We start from the raw sequence: 21,320 nt of genomic DNA, 5'->3' as shown, positions 1-21,320 counted from the left end.
GCCGCCCCCGGCCACCTCTCCCGCCGGGGACGGTCGTCGCGTTTCCCGCCCCCGCCGTTCCACGGCGTGGCGGACAACCTGGCAGGGCGGGGGAGTGGCGTGGCATCGAGGGCGCAAGGGTGAAATGGCGGCAACTGGGAATCGCGGCGGGACTGGCCATGGCAATGTGGCTGCTGGCCGCCTGTGGACGTGAGCCGCCACCGCCGCCTGCCGCGCCGCCGCCGCCCAAGCCCGACGTGATCCTGATCGAACCGGTTCTGCCCGAGCGCCCGCCGCGGCCGGAGCTGCCGCCGCTGTTCCGCGACATCGAGAAGCGCACGTTCCAGTTCTTCTGGGACGTCACCAACGAGCAGAACGGCCTCACCCCGGACCGCTACCCGTCGCGGCCATTCGCCAGCATCGCTTCGATCGGCTTCGCCCTGACCGCGTACCCGATCGGCATCGAGAACGGCTGGATCAGCCGCACCCAGGCGGTGGACCGCACCCTGACCACGCTGCGCTTCCTGCGCGACATCCCGCAGGGCCCGCAGCGCACCGGGCGCGGCGGCTACCACGGCTTCTACTACCACTTCCTGGACATGCAGCAGGGCCACCGCTACGACAGCTGGGTGGAACTGTCGAGCGTGGACACCGCGCTGCTGATGATGGGCGTGCTGTTCGCGCAGTCCTACTACGAGGGCGAGGACCCGCGCGAGCGCGAGATCCGGCGCCTGGCCGACCAGCTCTACCGCAAGGTGGAGTGGACCTGGCTGCAGCAGCGCAAGCCGCTGATCTCGATGGGCTGGTTCCCGGAGAGCGGCTTCATCGAGCACGACTGGATGGGCTACAACGAGGCCATGCTGCTGTACGTGCTGGCGCTCGGTTCGCCCACGCACCCGGTGGACCCGGACGCGTGGACGGTGTGGACCCGTACGTACGACCACGACTGGGGCGTGTACTACGGCCAGGAGTACCTGTCGTTCGGTCCGCTGTTCGGCCACCAGTACAGCCACGTCTGGATCGACTTCCGCGACATCCAGGACCAGTACATGCGGGCGCGCGGGATCGACTACTTCCTCAACAGCCGCCGCGCCGTGCTGGCGCAGCGCGAATACGCCATCGCCAACCCGATGAAGTGGAAGGACTACGGCGAGAACGTGTGGGGCCTGACCGCCGGCGACGGCCCGCAGAACACCCGCCAGATTTACCGCGGCGAGGAGCGCGAGTTCCGCCACTATTCCTCGCGCGGCGCCGGCCTGCGCGAGAACTTCGACGACGGCACCATCGTCCCGACCGCGGCGATCTCCTCGATCGTGTTCGCGCCGGAGGTGGTGATCCCGGCCACCGAGGAGATGCACCGCCGCTACGGCGACTACCTGTACTCCAGCTACGGCTTCCTGGATTCATTCAATCCCAGCTTCGAGTTCGACATCCCGCTGAAGACCGGGCGCCTGGTGCCGGGCAAGGGCTGGGTGGCCAGCGACTACATCGGCATCGACCAGGGCCCGATCCTGGCGATGATCGCCAACTACCGGAACGAGTTCGTCTGGTCGGTGATGAAGAAGAACCCGTACATCCGCCGCGGCCTGGAACGCGCTGGCTTCCGCGGCGGCTGGCTGGCCCCGGAGGACGAGGAGGCCGCGCCGGTGGACGACGCCGCGCCGGGCTCCGCGGCCGCCCGCGCGCTGGGCGTGGCCGAGTCGCGCGCGGCGGCCGCCGAGGCGCAGAAGCAGCACGACCAGCCCGCCAGCAACCGGGCGCAGCCGCCGGAGTGAGCGGGCGCATGCGCCGGTTGCGGGAACGGTTGGGCATCGTCGCGGCGGCGCTGCTGGCGTCGGTGCTGCTCGCCGGCTGCGGCCGCCAGGAGGACGAGCCGCTGCGCTTCTGGGCGATGGGGCGCGAGGCCGAGGTGGTGGCCACGCTGCTGCCGGAGTTCGAGCGTGAGAGCGGGATCCGGGTGGAGATCCAGCAGGTGCCCTGGTCGGCGGCGCACGAGAAGCTGCTGACCGCCTTCGCCGCCGAGACCCTGCCGGACGTGTGCCAGCTGGGCAACACCTGGCTGCCGGAGTTCGCCACGCTTGGCGTGCTGGAACCGCTGCAGGGCAGGGTCGATGCGTCGGCGGTGGTCGCGCAGGACGACTACTTCCCCGGCGTGTGGGAAACCAGCGTGATCGACGGGGAGCTGATCGGCATCCCCTGGTACGTGGACACGCGCCTGCTGTTCTACCGCCGCGACCTGCTGCGCGAGGCCGGCGTCGCCGGGACCCCGCGCGACTGGGCCGAATGGGAACAGGCGATGGCCGCGGTCAAGCGCCACGTCGGCCCCGGCCGCTACGCGATCCTGATGCCGGTCAACGAGTTCGAGCAGCTGCTGTCGCTGGGCCTGCAGCAGGACGATCCGCTGTTGCGCGACGACGACACCCGCGGCAACTTCCAGAGCCCCGGCTTCCGCCGGGCGATGGCGTTCTACGCCAACATCTTCGAGCAGGGCTGGGCGCCGAAGATGTCGGAAACCCAGATCTCCAACGTGTGGGACGAGTTCTTCAACGGCTTCTACGCGTTCTACCTGTCCGGCCCCTGGAACATCCGCGAGTTCCGCAAGCGCCAGCCGCCGGCGCTGGCGGGGGAGTGGGGCACGATGCCGCTGCCGGGGCCGGACGGGCCGGGCGCGGGCATTGCCGGCGGTACCAGCCTGGTGGTGTTCCGCGATTCGCCGCGCAAGGAGCAGGCCTGGAAGCTGGTGGAGTTCCTGTCGCGGCCGGACATCCAGCAGCGCTTCCACGCCCTGATCGGCAACCTGCCGCCGCGGCGCAGCACCTGGGAACACCCGGCGCTGGCGCAGGACGAGCTGTCGCGCGCGTTCCGCGACCAGCTCGAACGCGTGCGCCCGGCGCCCCGGGTGCTGGAATGGGAGCGCATCGCCCAGGAGATGCGCATCGCCAGCGAACGCGTGGTCCGCGGCGGGCAGTCGCAGGACCAGGCGCTGCGCGAGCTGGACGAGCGGGTCGACGCGATCCTGGAGAAGCGCCGCTGGTTGCGCGAACGGGACCGGGCAGCGGCCGCGGGAGGGAGCACGCCATGAAGCCGTCCCTGGCCGGATGGGTGTTCGCGGCGCCGGCGCTGCTGGTGATCGGCCTGTTCTTCGGCCTGCCGGTGCTGTCGGCGCTGGCGCTGAGCCTGACCGACTTCGACCTCTACGCGCTGGCCGATCCGGCCAACCTGCGCTTCGTGGGGCTGCGGAACTACCTGGAGCTCCTGCAGGCGCCGATGTTCTGGAAGGCGCTGTGGAACACCACCTACTTCGTGGTGGTGGGCGTGCCGCTGTCGGTGGCGGTGTCGCTGGGCGCGGCGCTGCTGCTCAACGCGCCGGCCGCGCGCTTCCGCGCGCTGTTCCGCACCGCGCTGTTCGCGCCGGTGGTGACCACCCTGGTGGCGGTGGCGGTGATCTGGCGCTACCTGTTCCACACCAGCTACGGCCTGGTGAACTGGGCGCTGGGCCACGTGGGCATCGGCCCGGTCGACTGGCTGGGAGACCCGCGCTGGGCGATGCCGACCATCATCCTGTTCGCGGTGTGGAAGAACTTCGGCTACAACATGGTCATCTTCCTCGCCGGTCTGCAGGCGATCCCGCGCGACCTGTACGAGGCGGCGCGGATCGACGGCGCCTCGCGCTGGAAGCAGTTCCTGCACATCACGCTGCCGCAGCTGGGGCCGGTGCTGCTGGTGGTCGGGGTGATCACCGTGTCCGGCTACTTCCAGCTGTTCGCCGAGCCATACGTGATGACCCGTGGCGACCCGCTGCAGAGCACGGTCAGCGTGCTTTACTTCATGTTCGAGGAAGGCTTCAAGTGGTGGAACCTGGGTCGCGCCTCGGCGGTGGCGTTCCTGCTGTTCCTGATCATCCTCGGCGTGACCACGCTGATGCTGCGGCTGGGCCGCCGCAAGGAGCTGGTATGAGCCGCGAGGTCGGGCAGTTGCGCTGGCACGGACTGCTGGTCAACGGCGCGCTGCTGGCGCTGTCCGTGGTCAGCCTGGCGCCGCTGCTGTGGATGGTGGCGGTGTCGTTCATGCCCGCCGGCGAAGCCAGCCGCTTCCCGCCACCGCTGCTGCCGTCGCAGGCGAGCTTCGACAGCTACCGCGAGATGTTCGCGCGCACCGGCATGGCCAGGAACTTCGCCAACAGCCTGCTGGTGTCCTCGGCGATCACCCTCGGCTCGCTGCTGTTCAATACCCTGGCCGGCTACGCCTTCGCCAAGCTGCGTTTCACCGGCCGCGAGCGGGTGTTCCAGCTGTTGCTGGCGGCGCTGGTGATCCCGGCGCAGGTGGCGATGCTGCCGCTGTTCCTGATGATGAAGCAGCTGGGCCTGGTCAACAGCTACGGCGGCGTGGTGGCGCCGGCGCTGGCCAGCGTGTTCGGCATCTTCCTGGTGCGGCAGTACGCGCGCTCGATTCCCGACGAGCTGCTGGAGGCGGCGCGGATCGACGGGGCGGGGGAGTGGCGGATCTTCTTCCGCATCGTGCTGCCGATGCTCAAGCCGGTGCTGGTGACCCTGGCGATCTTCACCTTCATGGCCGCGTGGAACGACTTCATGTGGCCGCTGATCGTGCTGATCGACCAGGAGCACTACACCCTGCCGGTGGCGCTGGCCTCGCTTTCGCGCGAACACATCATGGACGTGGAGATGATGATGGCCGGCGCGGTAGTGACCGTGCTGCCGGTGCTGCTGCTGTTCCTGGTGCTGCAGCGTTACTACATACAGGGGCTGCTGCTGGGCAGCGTCAAGGGTTGAGGTGGTGGCGATGGCGGTGCGGAAGGGCGTGGTTGGCGCGGTACGCGGAGCCGGGTGGGCGCTGCTGGTGGCGGCCGGGTTCGCGGCGGCATCCGCGCAGGCCCAGCCGAGGCTGCTCGACGGGTTCGAGGATCCGGCGCCGTGGCGCGTGGTCACTTCCAACCAGGTCAGCGGCTCGATCCGCCAGGTCGAGGGTGTCGAGGGCGGCGCGCTGTGCCTGGACTACGACTTCAACGGTGTGTCCGGCTACGTCGGCCTCCAGCGCGACCTGCCGCTGGAGTTCCCGGAGAACTACCGCTTCGGCTTCCACCTGCGCGGCGATTCGCCGGCCAACGACCTGCAGTTCAAGCTGGTCGATGCCAGCGGCGACAACGTGTGGTGGGTGAACCGGCCGCGCCTGGCCTTCCCGGGGGAATGGACCGGGGTGCGCTACCGCAAGCGCCATATTGACAAGGCCTGGGGCCCGGACCCCGACAAGGTCCTGCGGCGCAGCGCGAAGGTCGAGTTCACCGTCTACAACAACGCCGGCGGAGCCGGCTCGGTCTGCTTCGACCAGCTCACCCTGGAGGCGTTGCCGCCGGATCCGCAGACCCCGCCGCGGGCAATGGCGGTGGTGGCGAGTACCGCGCAGGCCACGGCGGGACGCGCGATCGATGGCGACCTGGCCACCGCCTGGGAAGCCCGCGGCCAGCAGCGCCTGGTGCTGGACCTGGCCGAGGTACGCGAGTTCGGCGGACTGCGACTGCACTGGGCCGACGCGGAACGGCGGCCGGCGCGCTACCGGATCGAGCTGGAAGACCTGGGCGGCGACGGCTGGCGCGAGGTGCGCCGCGTCGACGAAGGGCGCGGAAAGACGGACTGGATCGCGTTGCCCGAAGCCGAGGCGCGGCGCATCGCGCTGGTGTTCGAGAGCGGCCGCTACGCGCTGGCCGAGGCGCAGGTGCAACCGCTGGCCTTCTCCGCGCATCCGAACGACTTCATCAAGGCGGTGGCGGCCGACCTGCCCCGCGGCTGGCTGCCGCGCGGGTTCAGTGGCGAACAGCCGTACTGGACCATCGTCGGTATCGATGGCGGAGTGGAGCAGGGACTCATCGGCGAGGACGGCGCGGTCGAGGTGGCGCGCGGCGGCTTCAGCATCGAGCCGTTCGTGGTCGACGACGGCCGGCTGCTCACCTGGGCCGACGTGCGCACCGGGCAGGGACTGCCGGACGGTGGACTGCCGATGCCGGAGGTGACCTGGACGTTGCCGGAGGCGGCCGGGGGCGCGAAGCCGATGCTGGAGGTGCTCGCTTTCGCCCAGGGTACGGCGGCGGACTCGCAGCTGGTGGCGCGCTACAGGCTCGCCAACCCGCATCCGCAGCCGCGCGACTTCGTGCTTGCCCTGGCGGTGCGGCCGCTGCAGGTCAACCCGCCGAGCCAGTTCCTCAACACCATCGGCGGCATCAGCCCGATCCGCCAGCTGGCCATTGCCGGCGGGACGGTGGTGGTGGACGGAAGGCCACGCGTGTTCGCGGCGCCGGCGCCGGATGCCGGCTTCACCACGCCCTTCGATGCAGGGCTGGAGGTAATGCGGCTGGCCGACGAGGACATCCCCGGGGCTGCCGGGGTGGACGATCCCACCGGCCTGGCCTCGGGCATGCTGCTGTACCGCTGGCGGCTGGCGCCGGGCGAATCGCGCGAGGTCGCGCTGGTGGCGCCGCTGTCCGGTGCGGCCCGTATCCCCGAAGGATTCGACGTCGCGCGTGCGACGGCTGAAGCGGAGGCGTACTGGCGCGACCTGCTGGGCCAGGTCCGGCTGCGCCTGCCCGCGGATGGCCAGGCCTTCGCCGACACCGTGCATACCGCGCTGGCGCACATGCTGGTCTCGCGCGTCGGTGCGCGGCTGCAGCCGGGCACGCGCTCCTATTCGCGCAGCTGGATCCGCGACGGCGCGATGATCTCGGAAGGCCTGCTGCGCCTCGGCCGGCCCGAGGTGGTGCGCGGCTACCTGGAGTGGTACGCGCCGTTCCAGTTCGACAACGGCAAGGTGCCGTGCTGCGTCGACGACCGCGGCAGCGACCCGGTACCGGAGAACGACAGCCATGGCGAACTGGTCTTCAACATCGCCGAGTACTGGCGCTACACCGGCGATCGCGCCTTCCTGGAGAAGATGTGGCCGCACGTGGCAGGCGCGTTCGCCTACATGGAACAGCTGCGTGCCAGCGAGCGCACCGATGCCAACCGCAGGCTCGACCCGGCGTTCTACGGGATGATGCCGGTGTCGATCAGCCACGAGGGCTATTCGGCCAAGCCGATGCACTCGTACTGGGACAACTTCTGGGCGCTGCGCGGCTACAAGGATGCGGTCGAGATCGCGCGGGCGCTGGGCCGGGACGACGATGCCCGGCGGATGGCCGCCGCGCGCGACGAGTTCCGCGCCGACCTGGCCGCCTCGCTGAGCGCGGCGACGCGGCGCCACGGCATCGGGTACCTGCCTGGCGCGGCCGAGCTCGGCGATTTCGACCCGACCTCGACCACGATCGCGCTGGCGCCCGGCGGCGAGCAGGACTGGCTGCCGCACGACCTGCTGGAGAACACTTTCGAGCGTTACTGGCACGAGTTCGTGCAGCGCCGCGACGGCCAGCGCGAATGGAAGGACTACACGCCATACGAGTGGCGCAACGTCGCCGCCTTCGTCCGCCTGGGATGGCGCGAGCGCGCCTGGGAGGCGGTGGAGTACTTCTTCAGGGATCGCGCGCCACGGGACTGGAACCAGTGGGCCGAGGTGGTTTCCTCGACCCCGCGCAAGCCGTTCTTCGTCGGCGACCTGCCGCACGCATGGGTGGCCTCGGACTTCCTGCGCTCGGCGCTGGACATGTTCGCCTACGCGCGCGAGCGCGACGACAGCCTGGTGCTGGCCGCGGGCGTGCCGGTGGCCTGGTTCGAAGGCGAGGGGATGGCGGTGGAAGGGCTGTACACGCCGCACGGTCGCCTCGGTTATTCGCTCCGGCGCGATGGCCGCTGGCTCGATCTGCAGGTGGATGCGGGCAGCGGGATCCCGCGTGGCGGGCTGGTGCTGCCATGGCCGTATGCGGGTACGCCGGGAGCCACGACCATCGATGGGCGTCCGGCGAAGTGGTCGAACGGCGAGCTGCGCATCGACCGGCCGGGAGCGAAGGTGCGGATCGAGGTGGGCGACACGCAGTAGGCGACGGGCCGGGTGGCGTCCGCCGGGTAGGTAGAGGGCGGGAGCAGCGGGGCAAGCCCCGCTCTACGGTGGAGGTGGCATGCCGCGCGTGGCCATCCGTTTGTGGACCGTGCCCCTGGCGATCGCGCTGCTGCTGTTCGTGGCCGTGCACCTGGCCTGGTGGCTGTCGCTGCACCTCCTGCAGGCCTGGGCCTGGCGCGGCCAACGCCTCGTCCTGTCGCTCGATCCGTAGCCCGGATAAGCGCAGCGCATCCGGGGAGGTGTGCGACAGGCGCTTGGCCAGGAATGGCACGCAGTCACCGGGATGCGGCGTGCGTTCTTGGGGGTTACGTGCATAGCAAAAGCACAGCAACGGCAACGGCAAAGGCAAAGGCCGCGTCGGCTTCGGACGGAGCCGCGGCAGCACGGGGGTATGCCGCATCGCGCGGTTCCGCCATCCTTGGCTCCAACGCGCGAACGCAGCACATCCATGTGCTGCTTGCGGCATACCCCCGCGCTACCGCGTCTTCAGTCGCTTTCAGGTCGTGGCTTCGCTCGTTCCTCTTCTCCCTCCCGGTGAGGCGGCATATCTGCGCGCGACTGGCGCGTGCCGTCGAACGCCCGCGTCCCGTGGTCGTGGGCCTGGGCGCGGAGCGGGGGGGCGTGAGGGTCGGGTGGCCAGCGGCGCCGGTGTACCTACCTCTCCCTAACCCCCTCTCCCGGTGGGAGAGGGGCTCCAAGCTGGCACTTCATACGTAGCCAGCCATGGCAGCGGCGTAGCAGGGCATGGCTCCCCGGATGCGGCCTACGGCCCCGTCCGAGGCCGGCATGCGCCTTTGCTGTTGTGGTTGCCGCGCTATCGCCGCTCGGGGACCGGCCGGCCGGTTGCCCTTGCAGGCCTTCCCGGATGCGGCCTTATCCGGGCTACGACCTTCGGGTTCTCAACGGGCGCGGACCGAAGCGACGATGCCCGCCGCCTTGGCCGCGCTGGCCTCGACCTTGTCCCATTCGCCGGCCTTGAGCCAGTTCTTCGGCACCATCCACGAGCCGCCCACGCAGACCACGTTGGGCTGGGAGAGGAACTCGGCCGCGGTGTCCTCGGTGATGCCGCCGGTGGGGCAGATCTTCAGCTCGGCCAGCGGGCCGGCCAGGCCCTTGAGCATGGTGATGCCGCCGACGGCGGTGGCCGGGAACAGCTTGCACACGCGGAAGCCACGCGCCATCAGCGAGAGGAATTCGGTCGGCGTGGCGCCACCCGGCACGACCGGGATCTGCGCCTTGGCCAGCGCATCGGCCAGCTCCGGCGGGGTGCCGGGGGTGACCAGGAAGTCGGCACCGAGCTCGATGCACTTCTGCATCTGCTCGACGGTGAGCACCGTGCCCATGCCCACGGCGATACCGGGCAGTTCCTTCTTCAGCGCGACCAGCGCGTCGAGCGCAGCCGGCGTGCGCAGGGTCAGTTCGATCGCGGTGAGCCCGCCCTTGAGCAGCGCGGCGGACAGCTTGCGCGCCTCGTCGACGCTGTCGGCAGTGACGACCGGCAGGATGCCGGACCTGCGCAGCAGCTGTTCGGCCTGGGACTGGGTGTCGGCGATGCTCATGGGGCGTGGAACTCCAGGATGCGGGGGTGGGGCGATTCTACCCGCCTCCATTGCGGGGACGGATGTCGGTTGCGGCTGCATCCATCAGCGCGCGGTCGCTGCCGGCGATGGCGCGCCGCCAGGCGGCGCGCCAGGTGCGGGCTCAGGCGTCCTTCGAATCGTGCGGCGCCAGTGCGGCCTCGCTGTCGCAGCCGAGTTCGTACTCGGCGTCGTAGTCCCAGGCGCTGCCGTCGTGGGCGGGCGGGCCGCAGGAGATCGACAGCGCGCCCTGGTCGGCCGGGCCGACGTTGGCGCGGTTGAAGGCGAACAGATTGCGGCCCAGGTCGTGGGCGACCGGGCTGGTGTTCGGCGCCACTTCGCGCGCGGCGAACTCCTGCGGATCGACCAGCACTTCCAACGTGCCGGCCTCGCTGTCGAGGCGGACGATGTCGCCGTCGCGGACCTTGCCGATGGCGCCGCCACGCGCCGCTTCCGGCGTCACGTGGATCGCCGCGGGGATCTTGCCGGAGGCGCCGGAGAGGCGGCCGTCGGTGACCAGCGCGACCTTGCGGCCCTGGTTCTGCAGCATGCCCAGCAGCGGGGCCAGCGAGTGCAGCTCCGGCATGCCGTTGGCGCGCGGCCCCTGGTAGGTGACCACGGCAACGAAATCGCGCGGCAGCACGCCGGCGGCGTGCAGCTTGTTGAGCTTCTGCGGCGCGTCCACGACCACCGCCTGCGCTTCGATGAAGCGGTATTCGGGCTTGACCGCCGACAGCTTGATCAGGCCGCGGCCGATGTTGCCGCGGAGCAGGCGCAGGCCGCCCTGCGCCTCGAACGGCGCCGCCACGGTGCGCACCACGGTCTCGTCGGCCGACACGGTCGCCGACGGCGCGGAGGACAGCATGCCGTCCTCGAGCCGCGGCTCGCGGGTATAGGCGCGCATGCCCTCCGGGACCACGGTGGTGAGGTCGTGCATGAGGCCCGCGTCGAGCAGCTCGCGGAACACGAACGGCACGCCGCCGGCGGCCTGGAAGCGGTTCACGTCCGCCTCGCCGTTGGGATACACGCGCGCCAGCAGTGGCACCACCTGCGAGATCTGGTCCATGTCGTCCCAGGTCAGGACGATGCCGGCGGCGCGGGCCACGGCGATCCAGTGGATGGTGTGGTTGGTCGAGCCGCCGGTGGCCATCAGCGCGACGATGGCGTTGACGATGGCGCGCTCGTCGATCAGCCGGCCGAGCGGACGGTAGTCCTCGCCCAGCGCGGTCATCTGCAGCACGCGGCGCACCGCCTCCTCGTCCAGCGCCTGGCGCAGCGGCGTGCCCGGGTTGATGAACGAGCTGCCCGGCAGCTGCACGCCCATCGCCTCCAGCAGCACCTGGTTGGAATTGGCGGTGCCGTAGAAGGTGCAGGTGCCCGGCGAGTGGTAGGACTGCGCCTCCACCTCCAGCAGTTCCTCCCGGGTGGCCTCGCCGGCGGCGTAACGTTCGCGCACCTCGGCCTTCTTCTTGTTGGGGATGCCCGGCGGCATCGGCCCGGCCGGGACGAACAGCGCCGGCAGGTGGCCGAAGGCCAGCGCGCCGATCAGCAGGCCCGGCACGATCTTGTCGCAGATGCCCAGGTACAGGGCGGCGTCGAAGGCATCGTGGCTGAGGCCGACCGCGGTGCCCTGGGCGATCACGTCGCGCGAGAACAGCGACAGCTCCATGCCCGGGCGCCCCTGGGTGACGCCGTCGCACATCGCCGGCACGCCGCCGGCGACCTGGGCCGTGGCGCCGAGGCTGCGGGCGAGGGCGCGGATGCGCTCGGGGTAGGGCTCGTACGGCTGGTGCGCCGAGAGCATGTCGTTGTAGGCGGTGATGATGCCGAGGTTGGGCGTGGCCGCGCCGCGCAGGCGGGCCTTGTCGTGGTCGCCGCAGGCGGCGAACACGTGGGCCAGGTTGGCGCAGCTGAGCCGGGTGCGGTTGGGACCGTTGCGCACGGCCTGCTCGATGCCGGCCAGGTAGGCGGCGCGGGAGGGCGCGCTGCGCTTGCGGATGCGCTCGGTGACCGCTTCGATCTGGGGATGCAGGTTCATGGGCGTATGGCTGGTGAAACCCGGGGGGAAGGCCCTGCGGCCATTCTAGGCAGGGCCGGGGAGGCGACTCCGTGCAGGGCGTGCATGGGTCGGGTCAGGACGGGGCGCACGCGCCGCGGGGCTGCGGTCAGGGGCACCAGTGCACCCGCAGCGGCTCGATGCCGAGGCCCAGCGCCACGCGGATCGGCAGTTCGCGCACATCGTCGCCGGCTAGCGCGCGTTCGAACACCTCGCGCTTGGTCTGGCCGCGCAGCAGCAGCAGGCGGTGGCGGGTGCGGGCCAGGCCGGCCGGGGTCAGGGTGATGCGCAGCGGCCATTCGCCGGCCACCGGGCAGCCGGTGGCGTCGAGGGCGGCGTAGGGCTGGTCGCTGGCCAGCACGCGGTCCAGGTCGGCCGAGCCGGGGAACAGCGAAGCGGTGTGGCCGTCGTTGCCCATCCCCAGCACGGCCAGGCAGGCGTCGGCGGCGTGGCTGGCCTCGAGGTTGGCCGCGTGCACCGATTCGGCCAGGGTCAGGCCTTCGCGCACCAGCGGCTCGAAATGGCCGACGTCGGCGCGCTCCAGCAGGCTCTCGCGCACCAGGCGGGCGTTGCTGGCGCTGTCGCGCGGCGACAGCCAGCGTTCGTCGACCAGGCCGACGGTGACCTTCGGCCAGTCCAGCGGCGCGACCGCGACCTGCTCGTAGACCGGTGCAGGGGTGGTGCCGCCGGACAGCAGCATGCGCGCCTCGCCGCGGATCGCCAGCTCCACGGCGAGGATGCGTTCCATGTCCGCCGCGACGGCGTGGATCCACGCCTCGGCGTCGCGGTGCTCGAACCATTCGACGCGCGGGTCGGCCTTCATGCCGCCGCCTCGCGCTTCAGCAGGTCGACCGCGTAGGCCGCCGCGCCGAGCAGGCCGGCGCGCGGATGCATCACCGCCAGCGAGGGCACGCGGGCCATGTTCGGCGAGAACCGGCCCTTGTACTCGAAGCGCTGGCGGAAGCCGGAATGGCGCAGCGAGTCGAGCATCTTCGGTACCAGGCCGCCGGTGAGGAACACACCGTCCCAGGCGCCCAGGGTCAGCACCAGGTCGCCGGCGATGGCGCCGAACAGCGCGCAGAACACGTCCACGGCGCGCATGCCCAGGGCGTCGCCGGCGGCGGCGCGGGCGGTGATGTCCTTCGGTTCGAGCAGGCCCGGATCGACGCCGGCGATCTCGCACAGCGCACGGTGGATGTTGACCAGGCCCGGGCCGCAGATCAGCCGTTCGTTGGAAACGCGGCCGAACTGCGCCGAGAGGATCTCGAGGATGCGGATCTCCTCCGGCGTCCCCGGCGGGAAGCTGACGTGGCCGCCTTCGGTTTCCAGCGGATAGCAGCGGCCGTCGCGGATGATCAGGCCGCCCACGCCCAGGCCGGTGCCCGGGCCGAGCACGGCGTAGGTGCGCGGCTCGCTCAGCGGAGCCGGGGCCCAGCCGGTGCCGCCGATCGGCACCACGTCCTCGGCGCGGAACAGGCTGATCGCCATCGCCTGCGCGGCGAAGTCGTTGACCAGGTGCACCTGGTCGAAGCCGAGCATGTCGCGGGTGCGGGTGCGCGAGATCACCCAGGGGTGGTTGGTGATCCGCGCCTCGTCGCCGTCCACGCGCCCGGCCACGGCGAACACGCCGCGGCGGGCCTCGGCGCCGACCTGTTCCAGGTAGTGGCGCGCGGCGTCGGCCAGCGACGGGAACTCGGCGACCGCGAACTCGCGCACGCTGTCGTCCAGCAGCGGGACGCTGGCGTCCGGATCGGCCAGGGCGAAACGGGCGTTGGTGCCGCCGATGTCGGCGATCAGCAGGTGGCCGGCCATGCTCACGCCTCGCGCCGCGGGACGATCGCGTCGAACTGCGCCGGCAGGAACGGCAGCGCCTCGCGCGGGCCCCAGGTACCGGCGGGGTAGTACTCCAGCGGCACGTCGCCGGCCTTCCAGCCCTCGACCACGCTGTCGATCCAGGCCCAGGCGGCCTCGACCTCGTCGTTGCGCACGAACAGCGCGTGGTTGCCGTGCATGGCGTCGAGGAACAGGCGCTCGTAGGCGATGCGGCGGTTCTGCCCGGTCTGCGAGGACAGTTCCAGCTCCAGCGGATGCAGTTCCAGCGTGCCCCATTCCGGGCCGGCCAGGCTGCTCATCAAGCCCAGCTCGATGTCCTCCTGCGGCTGCAGGCGGAAGGTGAGGCGGTTGGGCGCCGCATGCGCGCCATCGGGGCGCTCGAACAGCCAGTGGGTGACCGGCTTGAGCGTCACCGTCACCACCGTGGAGCGCTCGGCCATGCGCTTGCCGGTGGCCAGGTGGAACGGCACCCCGGCCCAGCGCCAGTTGTCGATGTGCGCGGTGACGCCGACGAAGGTTTCGACATCGCTGTCATCCGGGGGCATGTAAGCCTGCACCGGCTGGCCCTCGATCGTCCCCGCGATGTAGCGGGCGCGCACGCTGTGGCGCTGCGCCTCGGCGGCGGTGAACGGGCGCAGGGCGCGCAGCACCTTGACCTTCTCGTCGCGGATGCGGTCGGCGGCCAGCGAGGCCGGCGGCTCCATCGCCACCAGGCACAGCAGCTGCAGGATGTGGCTCTGGACCATGTCGCGCAGCGCGCCGGAGCGGGCGTAGTAGGAATTGCGCCCGTCCACGCCCTCGGTCTCGGACACCAGGATGTTGACCGAGTCAATGTAGTTGCGGTTCCACACCGCCTCCAGCAGGGTGTTGGCGAAGCGCAGGGCCAGCAGGTTCTGCACCGCCGCCTTGCCCAGGTAGTGGTCGATGCGGAAGATCCGGTCCTCGTCGATCAGCCGGCCGATGGTGGCGTTGATCTCGCGCGCCGAGGCCAGGTCGTGGCCGATCGGCTTTTCCAGCATCAGGCGGTTGGGCGCCTTGAACGCGCCGCCCAGGGCCAGGCCTTCGCAGGTGCTGATGTACAGGCCCGGCGGGATCGACAGGTAGCTCACGCAGGGGCGGTCGACGCAGTCGGCCACCGCCTCGGCCACCGATGCCGGCGTGCGCATGTCCACCGAGCGGTAGTCCACCCGCGCCAGGAATTCCTCGACCTGCTCCGCCGTGGGCGTGTAGTGCGACAGGGTGGCGAAGCGCTCACGCAGGATCTGGCGGAACTTCCCGGTGTCGTGCGGCGACAGGGCCAGGGCGCGCACGCGGAAGTCCGGCGGCAGCAGGCCGTCGCCCTGCAGGCGCAGCAGCGAGGGAAACAGGTAGCGCTGCGCGAGGTCGCCGGTGGCGCCGAACAGCAGCAGGGTGTCATGCATCCGGTGGGCTTCCGTGGCGTTCGACATCGGGTCCGTGGATTCTCTGGAGGCCGCGGCGCCCGCCTTGGCGGGCGCGCGGAAGGGCGGCGGGGGATGGCGTGGGGACACGCCTGGTCGCGTGCAAACCATTGGAATATCGCCGTGCGGCAAGCCTCTTGTCCAGTGGTCAGGAACGTCTCCGTGGAAACGGTTCTTCCATGCCGCGGCGCACGGTCGGGCGCCTCCGCGGCGGCGGTCGCCATCGCCGCCACAGCGTGACATCATCCCGGCGTGCGCGGACGCCGTATACCGTGTCCGCATACGTATTCCTGCGGAGGCGTGATGGCGGGTTTGCAGCTGGACCGGGTGCGCAAGGTCTACGACAACGGCCAGGTGGCCGTGGACGGCGCCACCTTCGACATCGCCGACGGCGAGCTGATGGTCCTGGTTGGGCCGTCCGGCTGCGGCAAGTCGACCCTGCTGCGGATGATCGCGGGGCTGGAGGAGATCACCTCCGGCACCCTGAGGATCGGCGACCGCGTGGTGAACGACGTGGCCCCGAAGGACCGCGACATCGCCATGGTGTTCCAGAGCTACGCGCTGTACCCGCACATGACCGTGGCCGAGAACCTGGCCTTCGGCCTGAAGCTGCGCGGCCTGCCGCGCGCGGAGGTGGAGCGCCGGGTCGGCGAGGCGGCGGCGATGCTGGGGCTGCAGGACATGCTCGGCAAGAAGCCGCGCGAGATGTCCGGCGGCCAGCGCCAGCGCGTGGCCCTGGGCCGGGCGCTGGTGCGCGAACCGGCGGTGTTCCTGCTCGACGAGCCGCTGTCCAACCTCGACGCCAAGCTGCGCCATTCCACCCGCACCGAGATCGCGCGCCTGCACCAGCGCCTCGGCGCGACCATGGTCTACGTCACCCACGACCAGGTCGAGGCGATGACCCTGGGCCAGCGCATCGTGGTGCTGGACGCGGGCAAGGTGCAGCAGATCGACACGCCGATGGCGCTGTACGAGCGCCCGGCCAACCTGTTCGTGGCCGGTTTCCTCGGCAGCCCGGCGATGAACGTGCTCGAGGGCGAACTGCAGGCGGTCGAAGGGTTGCGCCTGGTGCTGGACCGGCAGGGCCAGGTGCCGCTGCCCGGGGCCGAAGTGCCGCCGTCCTGGCTGGGCCGGCGGGTGGCGCTGGGCGTACGCCCGGAACACCTGCTGCCGGCGGAGGAGGGCCTGCAGGCGCGGGTGGACGTGGTCGAGGCGGTCGGCAGCGAGGCCTACCTGCACCTGGATTTCGGCGGCCGCCCGCTGGTGTCGCGGCTGCCGCCGCAGGCCCTGCCCGAAGCGGGCAGCACGCTGCGCCTGCGCGCCGATCCGGCGCACCTGCATTTCTTCGATCCGGTCGGCGGCGCGCGGCTGGCCGCCTGACCTCAGCGCGCCAGGCCTTCGACGAAGGGCTCGACCGGGGCGGCCACGCCGGCCACTTCCAGTGGCGCGTCCCCGCGGTCCAGCGGCAGCACCGCCAGCGCCAGCCGCGGCGCGCTGCCGGCGACGCTGGCCACGTGGCCGATCGCGCGCCCGGACTGCCGCACTTCCGCGCCGGCTTCCACGGCCGCGGGCACGTGCACCAGCAGCGGTTCGCGCTTGGCCTTTCCCAGGAAGTGGGTGCGGGCCACGATTTCCTGGCCCGGGTAGCAACCCTTCTTCACGCTGTAGGCGCGCAGCCGGTCCAGCGCCAGCTGCTGCGGCGTCCACTGCTCGCGCTGCGACACCGGCAGGCGTGGCAGGCCCAGGCGCAGGTCGGCCACGGCCCAGGCTTCGCGCGCGGCCGGATCCGCCGGTGCGGCCACCGGGCCGAGACGCAGGGTGCGGGGCAGGGCGGGGGCGCCGTAATCCAGTTCCAGGCCGGCTCCCTCGTCGCCGGCCAGCCGGGCGCCGGAGGCGGTGGCGGACGCCGCGAACGCGCCGGCGACGTGCAGGTCCGGGCGCGGCGTGACGGTCACCTTGCGCCGGAACACGAAGCGGCGCAGCGCGTCGCCCAGTCCGCTGACATCGTGGTCGGGCAGGACCAGGCGCAGGGCGTCGCCGCAGCGCAGCAAGGCGAACACGGCGATGACGCGTCCCTTGGCGTTGAGCCAGGCGTTCCACTGCCATTGGCCGGGTGACAGCGCAGCCACGTCGTTGGCGAACTGCGCCTGCGCGAACACCAGCGCCTCCGGTCCGTCGAGGGCGAGTACCGTATGCTCGTCGAGTGCGAAAAAGTCCGCGGGAATCAAGGGGGATACCAAAGGATGGTGGGCGTGGCGGTTGTCAGCCGGTGAACCGGGGCTTAAAATTTTGTGCGTTGCAAGGAGTCCCATGATAGGCCAAAGCCCTGGCGTTCCCGAGGCGGAGAAGCCCGAGGAACGTGGAACGCAGTCGTCCAGCGATGGCGCCACGCCGGCGTTGCCGCGCGAGATCGGCGGGCGCGAGGGCCCCGAACCTACCCGCTACGGGGACTGGGAAAAGAACGGACGCTGCGTCGATTTCTGACGCGGCGCCTACAAGCCACGCGGCCATGACGGCCGCACAGCCGAGACATACCAGCGCATGAGCAGTCGCGAACGCCCCCTGTCACCGCATCTGCAGGTGTACCGCTGGCAGATCCAGATGGTGACCTCGATCCTGCACCGCGCCACCGGCGTGGTGCTGGCCGCCGGCGCCCTGGTCATCGCCGCCGGCCTGCTGTCCCTGATGATCGGCCCTGAATCCTGGGCCTGCTTCACCGGCGTCGCCGGCGCCTGGTACGGCAAGCTGTTCCTGTTCGGGTGGAGCTGGGCCTTCGCCTACCACCTGTGCAACGGCGTCCGCCACGTCGTCCAGGACTTCGCCATCGGCTTCAGCATCCCGGCCTTCGTGCGCAACAGCTGGCTGTCGGTCGTGGGCAGCCTGGTGATCACCGCCCTGATCTGGGTTTGCGCGCTGAACGGAGGTGCCGCATGAGCCGCTACCGTACCCCCCTGAAGAACGTGCGTGGCTGGGGCTCGGCCAAGACCGGCACGGAGCACTTCATCCACCAGCGCCTGACCGCCACCGCGCTGGTCATCCTCGGCCTGTGGTTCGTCTGGTTCGTCCTGGGCCTGGTCGGCAGCGACTACCTGGCCGCCACCGACGCCGTCTCCCGCCCGTGGAACGCCGTGCTGCTGGTCGGCTTCCTGGTCGCCGCCTTCTGGCACGCGCAGCTCGGCCTGCAGGTCGTGCTCGAGGACTACATCCATCATTCGCTGCTGGCCCTGGTGTTGCAGACCGGCGTGAAGTTCATCGCGGTGCTCGGCGCGATCGTCAGCATCTTCGCCGTGGCCCGCATCGCGCTGGCCCACTGACCGCCGGCAGCCAAGGAACACAGACCCGATGTCCGCCTACAAGATCACCGAACACAAGTACGACATGGTCGTCGTCGGCGCCGGTGGCGCCGGCCTGCGCGCCACCTTCGGCCTGGCCCAGAAGGGCCTGCAGACGGTGTGCCTGACCAAGGTCTTCCCGACCCGCTCCCACACCGTGGCGGCGCAGGGCGGCATTTCCGCCGCGCTGGGCAACATGGGCGAGGACGACTGGCGCTACCACTTCTACGACACCATCAAGGGTTCGGACTGGCTGGGCGACCAGGACGCCATCGAGTACATGTGCCGCGAGGCGATCCCCGCGATCATCGAGCTGGAGCACTACGGCGTGCCGTTCTCGCGCACCGAGGAAGGCAAGATCTACCAGCGCCCGTTCGGCGGCATGACCACCCGCTACGGCGAGGGCCCGCCGGCGCAGCGCACCTGCGCCGCGGCCGACCGCACCGGCCACGCCATGCTGCACACGCTGTACCAGCAGTCGCTGGCGCACAACGCGCGCTTCATGATCGAGTACTTCGCGCTGGACCTGATCTTCGACGAAGAGGGCGTGTGCCGCGGCGTGCTCGCCCTGGACATGGCCGAAGGCACGCTGCACCTGTTCCGCGCCCACGGCGTGGTCCTGGCGACCGGCGGCTACGGCCGCGCCTACTTCAGCGCCACCTCCGCCCACACCTGCACCGGCGACGGCGGCGGCCTGGTGATGCGCGCCGGCCTGCCGATGCAGGACATGGAGTTCGTGCAGTTCCACCCGACCGGCATCTACGGCGCCGGCTGCCTGATCACCGAGGGCGTCCGCGGCGAAGGCGGCATCCTGCGCAACTCCAACGGCGAGCGCTTCATGGAGCGCTACGCGCCGCACTACAAGGACCTGGCCTCGCGCGACGTGGTCTCGCGCTCGATGACCATCGAGATCCGCGAAGGCCGCGGCGTCGGCGAGCACAAGGACCACATCCTGCTCGACCTGACCCACCTGGGCCCGGAGGTGATCGACGAGAAGCTGCCGGGCATCGCCGAGAGCGCCCGTATCTTCGCCGGCGTCGACGTGCACAAGGAGCCGATCCCGGTGATCCCGACCGTGCACTACAACATGGGCGGCATCCCGACCAATTACCACGGCGAAGTGGTGCGCAAGGTCGGCGACGACCCGGATGCGGTCGTGCCGGGCCTGTACGCCATCGGCGAGGCGGCCTGCGTGTCTGTGCACGGCGCCAACCGCCTGGGCTCCAACTCGCTGCTGGACCTGGTGGTGTTCGGCCGCGCGGTCGCCAACCGCTGCGCCGAGACGATCAGGAAGGGCGCGCCGCACAAGCCGCTGGCCTCGGACGCCTGCGACAAGGCGCTGTCCCAGCTCGACAGGCTGCGCAACGCCAACGGCGGCACCCCGACCGCGGTCATCCGCGACCGGATGCAGCGCACCATGCAGGCCGACGCGGCGGTGTTCCGCACCAGCAAGACGCTGAAGGAAGGCTGCGAGAAGATGGCCGACATCTTCGCCAGCTTCGAGGACGTCAAGGTCTCCGACCGCTCGCTGGTCTGGAACTCCGACCTGATCGAGACCTACGAGCTGCACAACCTGCTGCTCAACGCCGTCGCCACGATCAACTCGGCCGAACAGCGCAAGGAAAGCCGCGGCGCGCACGCGCACGAGGACTATCCTGAGCGCGACGACGCCAACTGGCAAAAGCACACCCTGGTCACGGTCGATGCCCAGACCGGCAAGACCAGCTTCGACTACCGTCCGGTGCACATGTACACCCTGAGCAAGGATGTGGATGTGGTGCCGCCCAAGCCACGCGTGTACTGAGCCAGGGCGAGAGAAAGACCAATGGCAGAGTTTGCACTCCCCAAGAATTCCCGCATCACCAAGGGCAAGCACTTCCCCGCGCCGGCCGGTGCGAAAAACGTGCGCACCTTCAAGGTGTATCGCTGGAACCCGGACGACGGCGCCAACCCGCGCACCGACACCTACGAGCTCGACCTCGACAAGTGCGGCCCGATGGTCCTGGACGCGCTGATCAAGATCAAGAACGAGGTCGACCCGACCCTGACCTTCCGCCGTTCCTGCCGCGAGGGCATCTGCGGTTCGTGCGCGATGAACATCGACGGCACGAACACGCTGGCCTGCACCAAGGCGATCGGCGACTGCAAGAAGGACGAGGTCCCGATCTACCCGCTGCCGCACATGTACGTGGTCAAGGACCTGGTCCCGGACCTGACCCACTTCTACGCGCAGTACGCCTCGATCAAGCCCTGGATCCGCACCCAGACCCCGCCGCCGCCGGACCGCGAGCGCCTGCAGTCGCCGGAGGACCGCAAGAAGCTCGACGGCCTGTACGAGTGCATCCTGTGCGCCTGCTGCTCGACCAGCTGCCCGAGCTACTGGTGGAACGGTGAGCGTTACCTGGGCCCGGCGATCCTCCTGCAGGCCTACCGCTGGATCATCGACTCGCGCGACGAGGACACCGGTGCGCGGCTGGACGACCTCGAGGATCCGTTCAAGCTGTACCGCTGCCACACCATCATGAACTGCACCCGCACCTGTCCGAAGGGCCTCAACCCGGCTCTGGCGATCGCGGAGATCAAGAAGCTGATGATGGAGCGCCGTTCCTGATCCCCGCTTCCGGCATGGTTAAAACAAAGGCCCGGTTTTCCGGGCCTTTGTTTTTGGTCGTCGCAGCGGGCCCCAGGCGGTGCCCGACAGCGTCGCCACCTGAAGGGCCCCGGCCCGCCCACCGTGCCGGGGCTGGGTGCTCCAATCATGCGGAAACCGGGCTGCGGTCTCCGATTCTTGGCTCTCGCTGTTGCTGTTGTCGGCGTCGTTGCTCGTCAGCGAGCGCCAGCAACGCGCAGGGCGTCGGGTGTGCGGGGCCCGGGTGCGAAGTAAAGGAGGAGGTGCCGGCCGCAGGCCGGCACCGGGGGACATGAGTACCCAGGCCCCGCACGCCCGGCGCATCCGGCGCCCGTCGACGCCGCTGCGTTGCGGTTGCGGCTGCGGTTGCCGTTGCTTCCGTCGTTGCCGTTGCCGTTGCCGTTGCCGTTGCCGTTGCCGTTGCCGTTGCCGTTGCCGTTGCCGTTGCCGTTGCCGTTGCCGTTGCCGTTGCCGTTG

Annotated in this window: 19 protein-coding genes; 12 read left to right on the top strand and 7 right to left on the bottom strand. The window is 70.5% G+C overall.

The window, feature by feature from the left end:
• Positions 1-119: 119 nt before the first annotated feature.
• The 6 genes from PSEJ35_RS0107820 (at position 120) to PSEJ35_RS17210 (ending at position 8,188) form a co-directional block, all read left to right on the top strand.
• Entirely contained in the window at positions 120-1,754 is a 1,635-nt protein-coding gene (locus PSEJ35_RS0107820) for a glucoamylase family protein (protein WP_232207605.1), read from the top strand.
• Positions 1,755-1,762: 8 nt separating this feature from the next.
• The gene (locus tag PSEJ35_RS0107815) at positions 1,763-3,061 is read left to right on the top strand and encodes a sugar ABC transporter substrate-binding protein (RefSeq protein ID WP_028917300.1); all 1,299 of its coding nucleotides are present in this window, start codon (positions 1,763-1,765) and stop codon (positions 3,059-3,061) included.
• Positions 3,058-3,936 carry a sugar ABC transporter permease gene (locus PSEJ35_RS0107810; RefSeq protein ID WP_028917299.1) on the top strand — a complete coding sequence of 293 codons (879 nt, stop codon included), beginning with the start codon at positions 3,058-3,060 and terminating at the stop codon, positions 3,934-3,936. The genes PSEJ35_RS0107815 and PSEJ35_RS0107810 overlap by 4 nt, the downstream gene beginning before the upstream one ends.
• A complete protein-coding gene (locus tag PSEJ35_RS0107805) occupies positions 3,933-4,769 on the top strand; it encodes a carbohydrate ABC transporter permease (RefSeq protein ID WP_028917298.1) in 837 nt (278 codons plus the stop codon). Before PSEJ35_RS0107810 ends, PSEJ35_RS0107805 begins: the two co-directional genes overlap by 4 nt.
• Positions 4,770-4,836: 67 nt before the next feature.
• Positions 4,837-7,956 (top strand): discoidin domain-containing protein, encoded by a 3,120-nt coding sequence (locus tag PSEJ35_RS0107800; protein WP_028917297.1) that lies wholly within the window; start codon positions 4,837-4,839, stop codon positions 7,954-7,956.
• A gap of 88 nt (positions 7,957-8,044) precedes the next feature.
• Positions 8,045-8,188 carry a hypothetical protein gene (locus tag PSEJ35_RS17210; protein WP_156924766.1) on the top strand — a complete coding sequence of 48 codons (144 nt, stop codon included), beginning with the start codon at positions 8,045-8,047 and terminating at the stop codon, positions 8,186-8,188.
• Between the two features lie 688 nt (positions 8,189-8,876).
• On the opposite strand, the gene eda is transcribed toward PSEJ35_RS17210, so the two are convergent.
• From eda to zwf, 5 genes are all read right to left on the bottom strand, one after another.
• On the bottom strand, positions 8,877-9,536 hold the full coding sequence (gene eda, locus PSEJ35_RS0107790; protein ID WP_028917296.1) for a bifunctional 4-hydroxy-2-oxoglutarate aldolase/2-dehydro-3-deoxy-phosphogluconate aldolase: 660 nt from the start codon (positions 9,534-9,536) through the stop codon (positions 8,877-8,879).
• A gap of 142 nt (positions 9,537-9,678) precedes the next feature.
• Entirely contained in the window at positions 9,679-11,592 is a 1,914-nt protein-coding gene (edd, locus tag PSEJ35_RS0107785; RefSeq protein WP_028917295.1) for a phosphogluconate dehydratase, read from the bottom strand.
• Positions 11,593-11,719: 127 nt separating this feature from the next.
• Positions 11,720-12,433, bottom strand: coding sequence for a 6-phosphogluconolactonase (gene pgl, locus PSEJ35_RS0107780; protein WP_028917294.1), 714 nt, complete (start codon positions 12,431-12,433; stop codon positions 11,720-11,722).
• The gene (glk, locus tag PSEJ35_RS0107775; protein WP_037082769.1) at positions 12,430-13,422 is read right to left on the bottom strand and encodes a glucokinase; all 993 of its coding nucleotides are present in this window, start codon (positions 13,420-13,422) and stop codon (positions 12,430-12,432) included. The genes pgl and glk overlap by 4 nt, the downstream gene beginning before the upstream one ends.
• Positions 13,423-13,424: 2 nt before the next feature.
• The gene (gene zwf / locus PSEJ35_RS0107770) at positions 13,425-14,864 is read right to left on the bottom strand and encodes a glucose-6-phosphate dehydrogenase (protein WP_028917292.1); all 1,440 of its coding nucleotides are present in this window, start codon (positions 14,862-14,864) and stop codon (positions 13,425-13,427) included.
• A 321-nt stretch (positions 14,865-15,185) separates the two neighbouring features.
• Between zwf and ugpC the strand changes: the two genes are divergently transcribed.
• Positions 15,186-16,262, top strand: coding sequence for a sn-glycerol-3-phosphate ABC transporter ATP-binding protein UgpC (gene ugpC, locus PSEJ35_RS0107765; RefSeq protein WP_028917291.1), 1,077 nt, complete (start codon positions 15,186-15,188; stop codon positions 16,260-16,262).
• A gap of 2 nt (positions 16,263-16,264) precedes the next feature.
• On the opposite strand, the gene PSEJ35_RS0107760 is transcribed toward ugpC, so the two are convergent.
• On the bottom strand, positions 16,265-17,110 hold the full coding sequence (locus PSEJ35_RS0107760) for a hypothetical protein (protein WP_028917290.1): 846 nt from the start codon (positions 17,108-17,110) through the stop codon (positions 16,265-16,267).
• A gap of 82 nt (positions 17,111-17,192) precedes the next feature.
• On the opposite strand from PSEJ35_RS0107760, the gene PSEJ35_RS16945 reads away from it, so the two are divergent.
• The 5 genes from PSEJ35_RS16945 to PSEJ35_RS0107740 are packed head-to-tail and all read left to right on the top strand — an operon-like array spanning position 17,193 to position 20,825.
• The gene (locus tag PSEJ35_RS16945; RefSeq protein WP_084635483.1) at positions 17,193-17,366 is read left to right on the top strand and encodes a DUF1674 domain-containing protein; all 174 of its coding nucleotides are present in this window, start codon (positions 17,193-17,195) and stop codon (positions 17,364-17,366) included.
• A gap of 57 nt (positions 17,367-17,423) precedes the next feature.
• Entirely contained in the window at positions 17,424-17,816 is a 393-nt protein-coding gene (sdhC, locus tag PSEJ35_RS0107755; RefSeq protein ID WP_028917289.1) for a succinate dehydrogenase, cytochrome b556 subunit, read from the top strand.
• Positions 17,813-18,196, top strand: coding sequence for a succinate dehydrogenase, hydrophobic membrane anchor protein (gene sdhD / locus PSEJ35_RS0107750; RefSeq protein WP_028917288.1), 384 nt, complete (start codon positions 17,813-17,815; stop codon positions 18,194-18,196). Before sdhC ends, sdhD begins: the two co-directional genes overlap by 4 nt.
• Before the next feature lie 28 nt (positions 18,197-18,224).
• Positions 18,225-20,018 carry a succinate dehydrogenase flavoprotein subunit gene (gene sdhA / locus PSEJ35_RS0107745; RefSeq protein ID WP_028917287.1) on the top strand — a complete coding sequence of 598 codons (1,794 nt, stop codon included), beginning with the start codon at positions 18,225-18,227 and terminating at the stop codon, positions 20,016-20,018.
• A 21-nt stretch (positions 20,019-20,039) separates the two neighbouring features.
• On the top strand, positions 20,040-20,825 hold the full coding sequence (locus PSEJ35_RS0107740) for a succinate dehydrogenase iron-sulfur subunit (protein WP_028917286.1): 786 nt from the start codon (positions 20,040-20,042) through the stop codon (positions 20,823-20,825).
• Positions 20,826-21,040: 215 nt separating this feature from the next.
• Here PSEJ35_RS0107740 and PSEJ35_RS17450 read toward each other — a convergent pair.
• The coding region (locus PSEJ35_RS17450; RefSeq protein WP_198014169.1) for a hypothetical protein at positions 21,041-21,320 on the bottom strand (280 nt) is incomplete at its 5' end.

It is taken from the genome of Pseudoxanthomonas sp. J35, assembly GCF_000513995.1.
In the GTDB taxonomy this organism is placed as follows: Bacteria; Pseudomonadota; Gammaproteobacteria; order Xanthomonadales; family Xanthomonadaceae; genus Pseudoxanthomonas.
The sequence above is the reverse complement of the archived record's forward strand: the minus strand, read 5'-3'. Positions and strand labels throughout refer to the sequence as shown.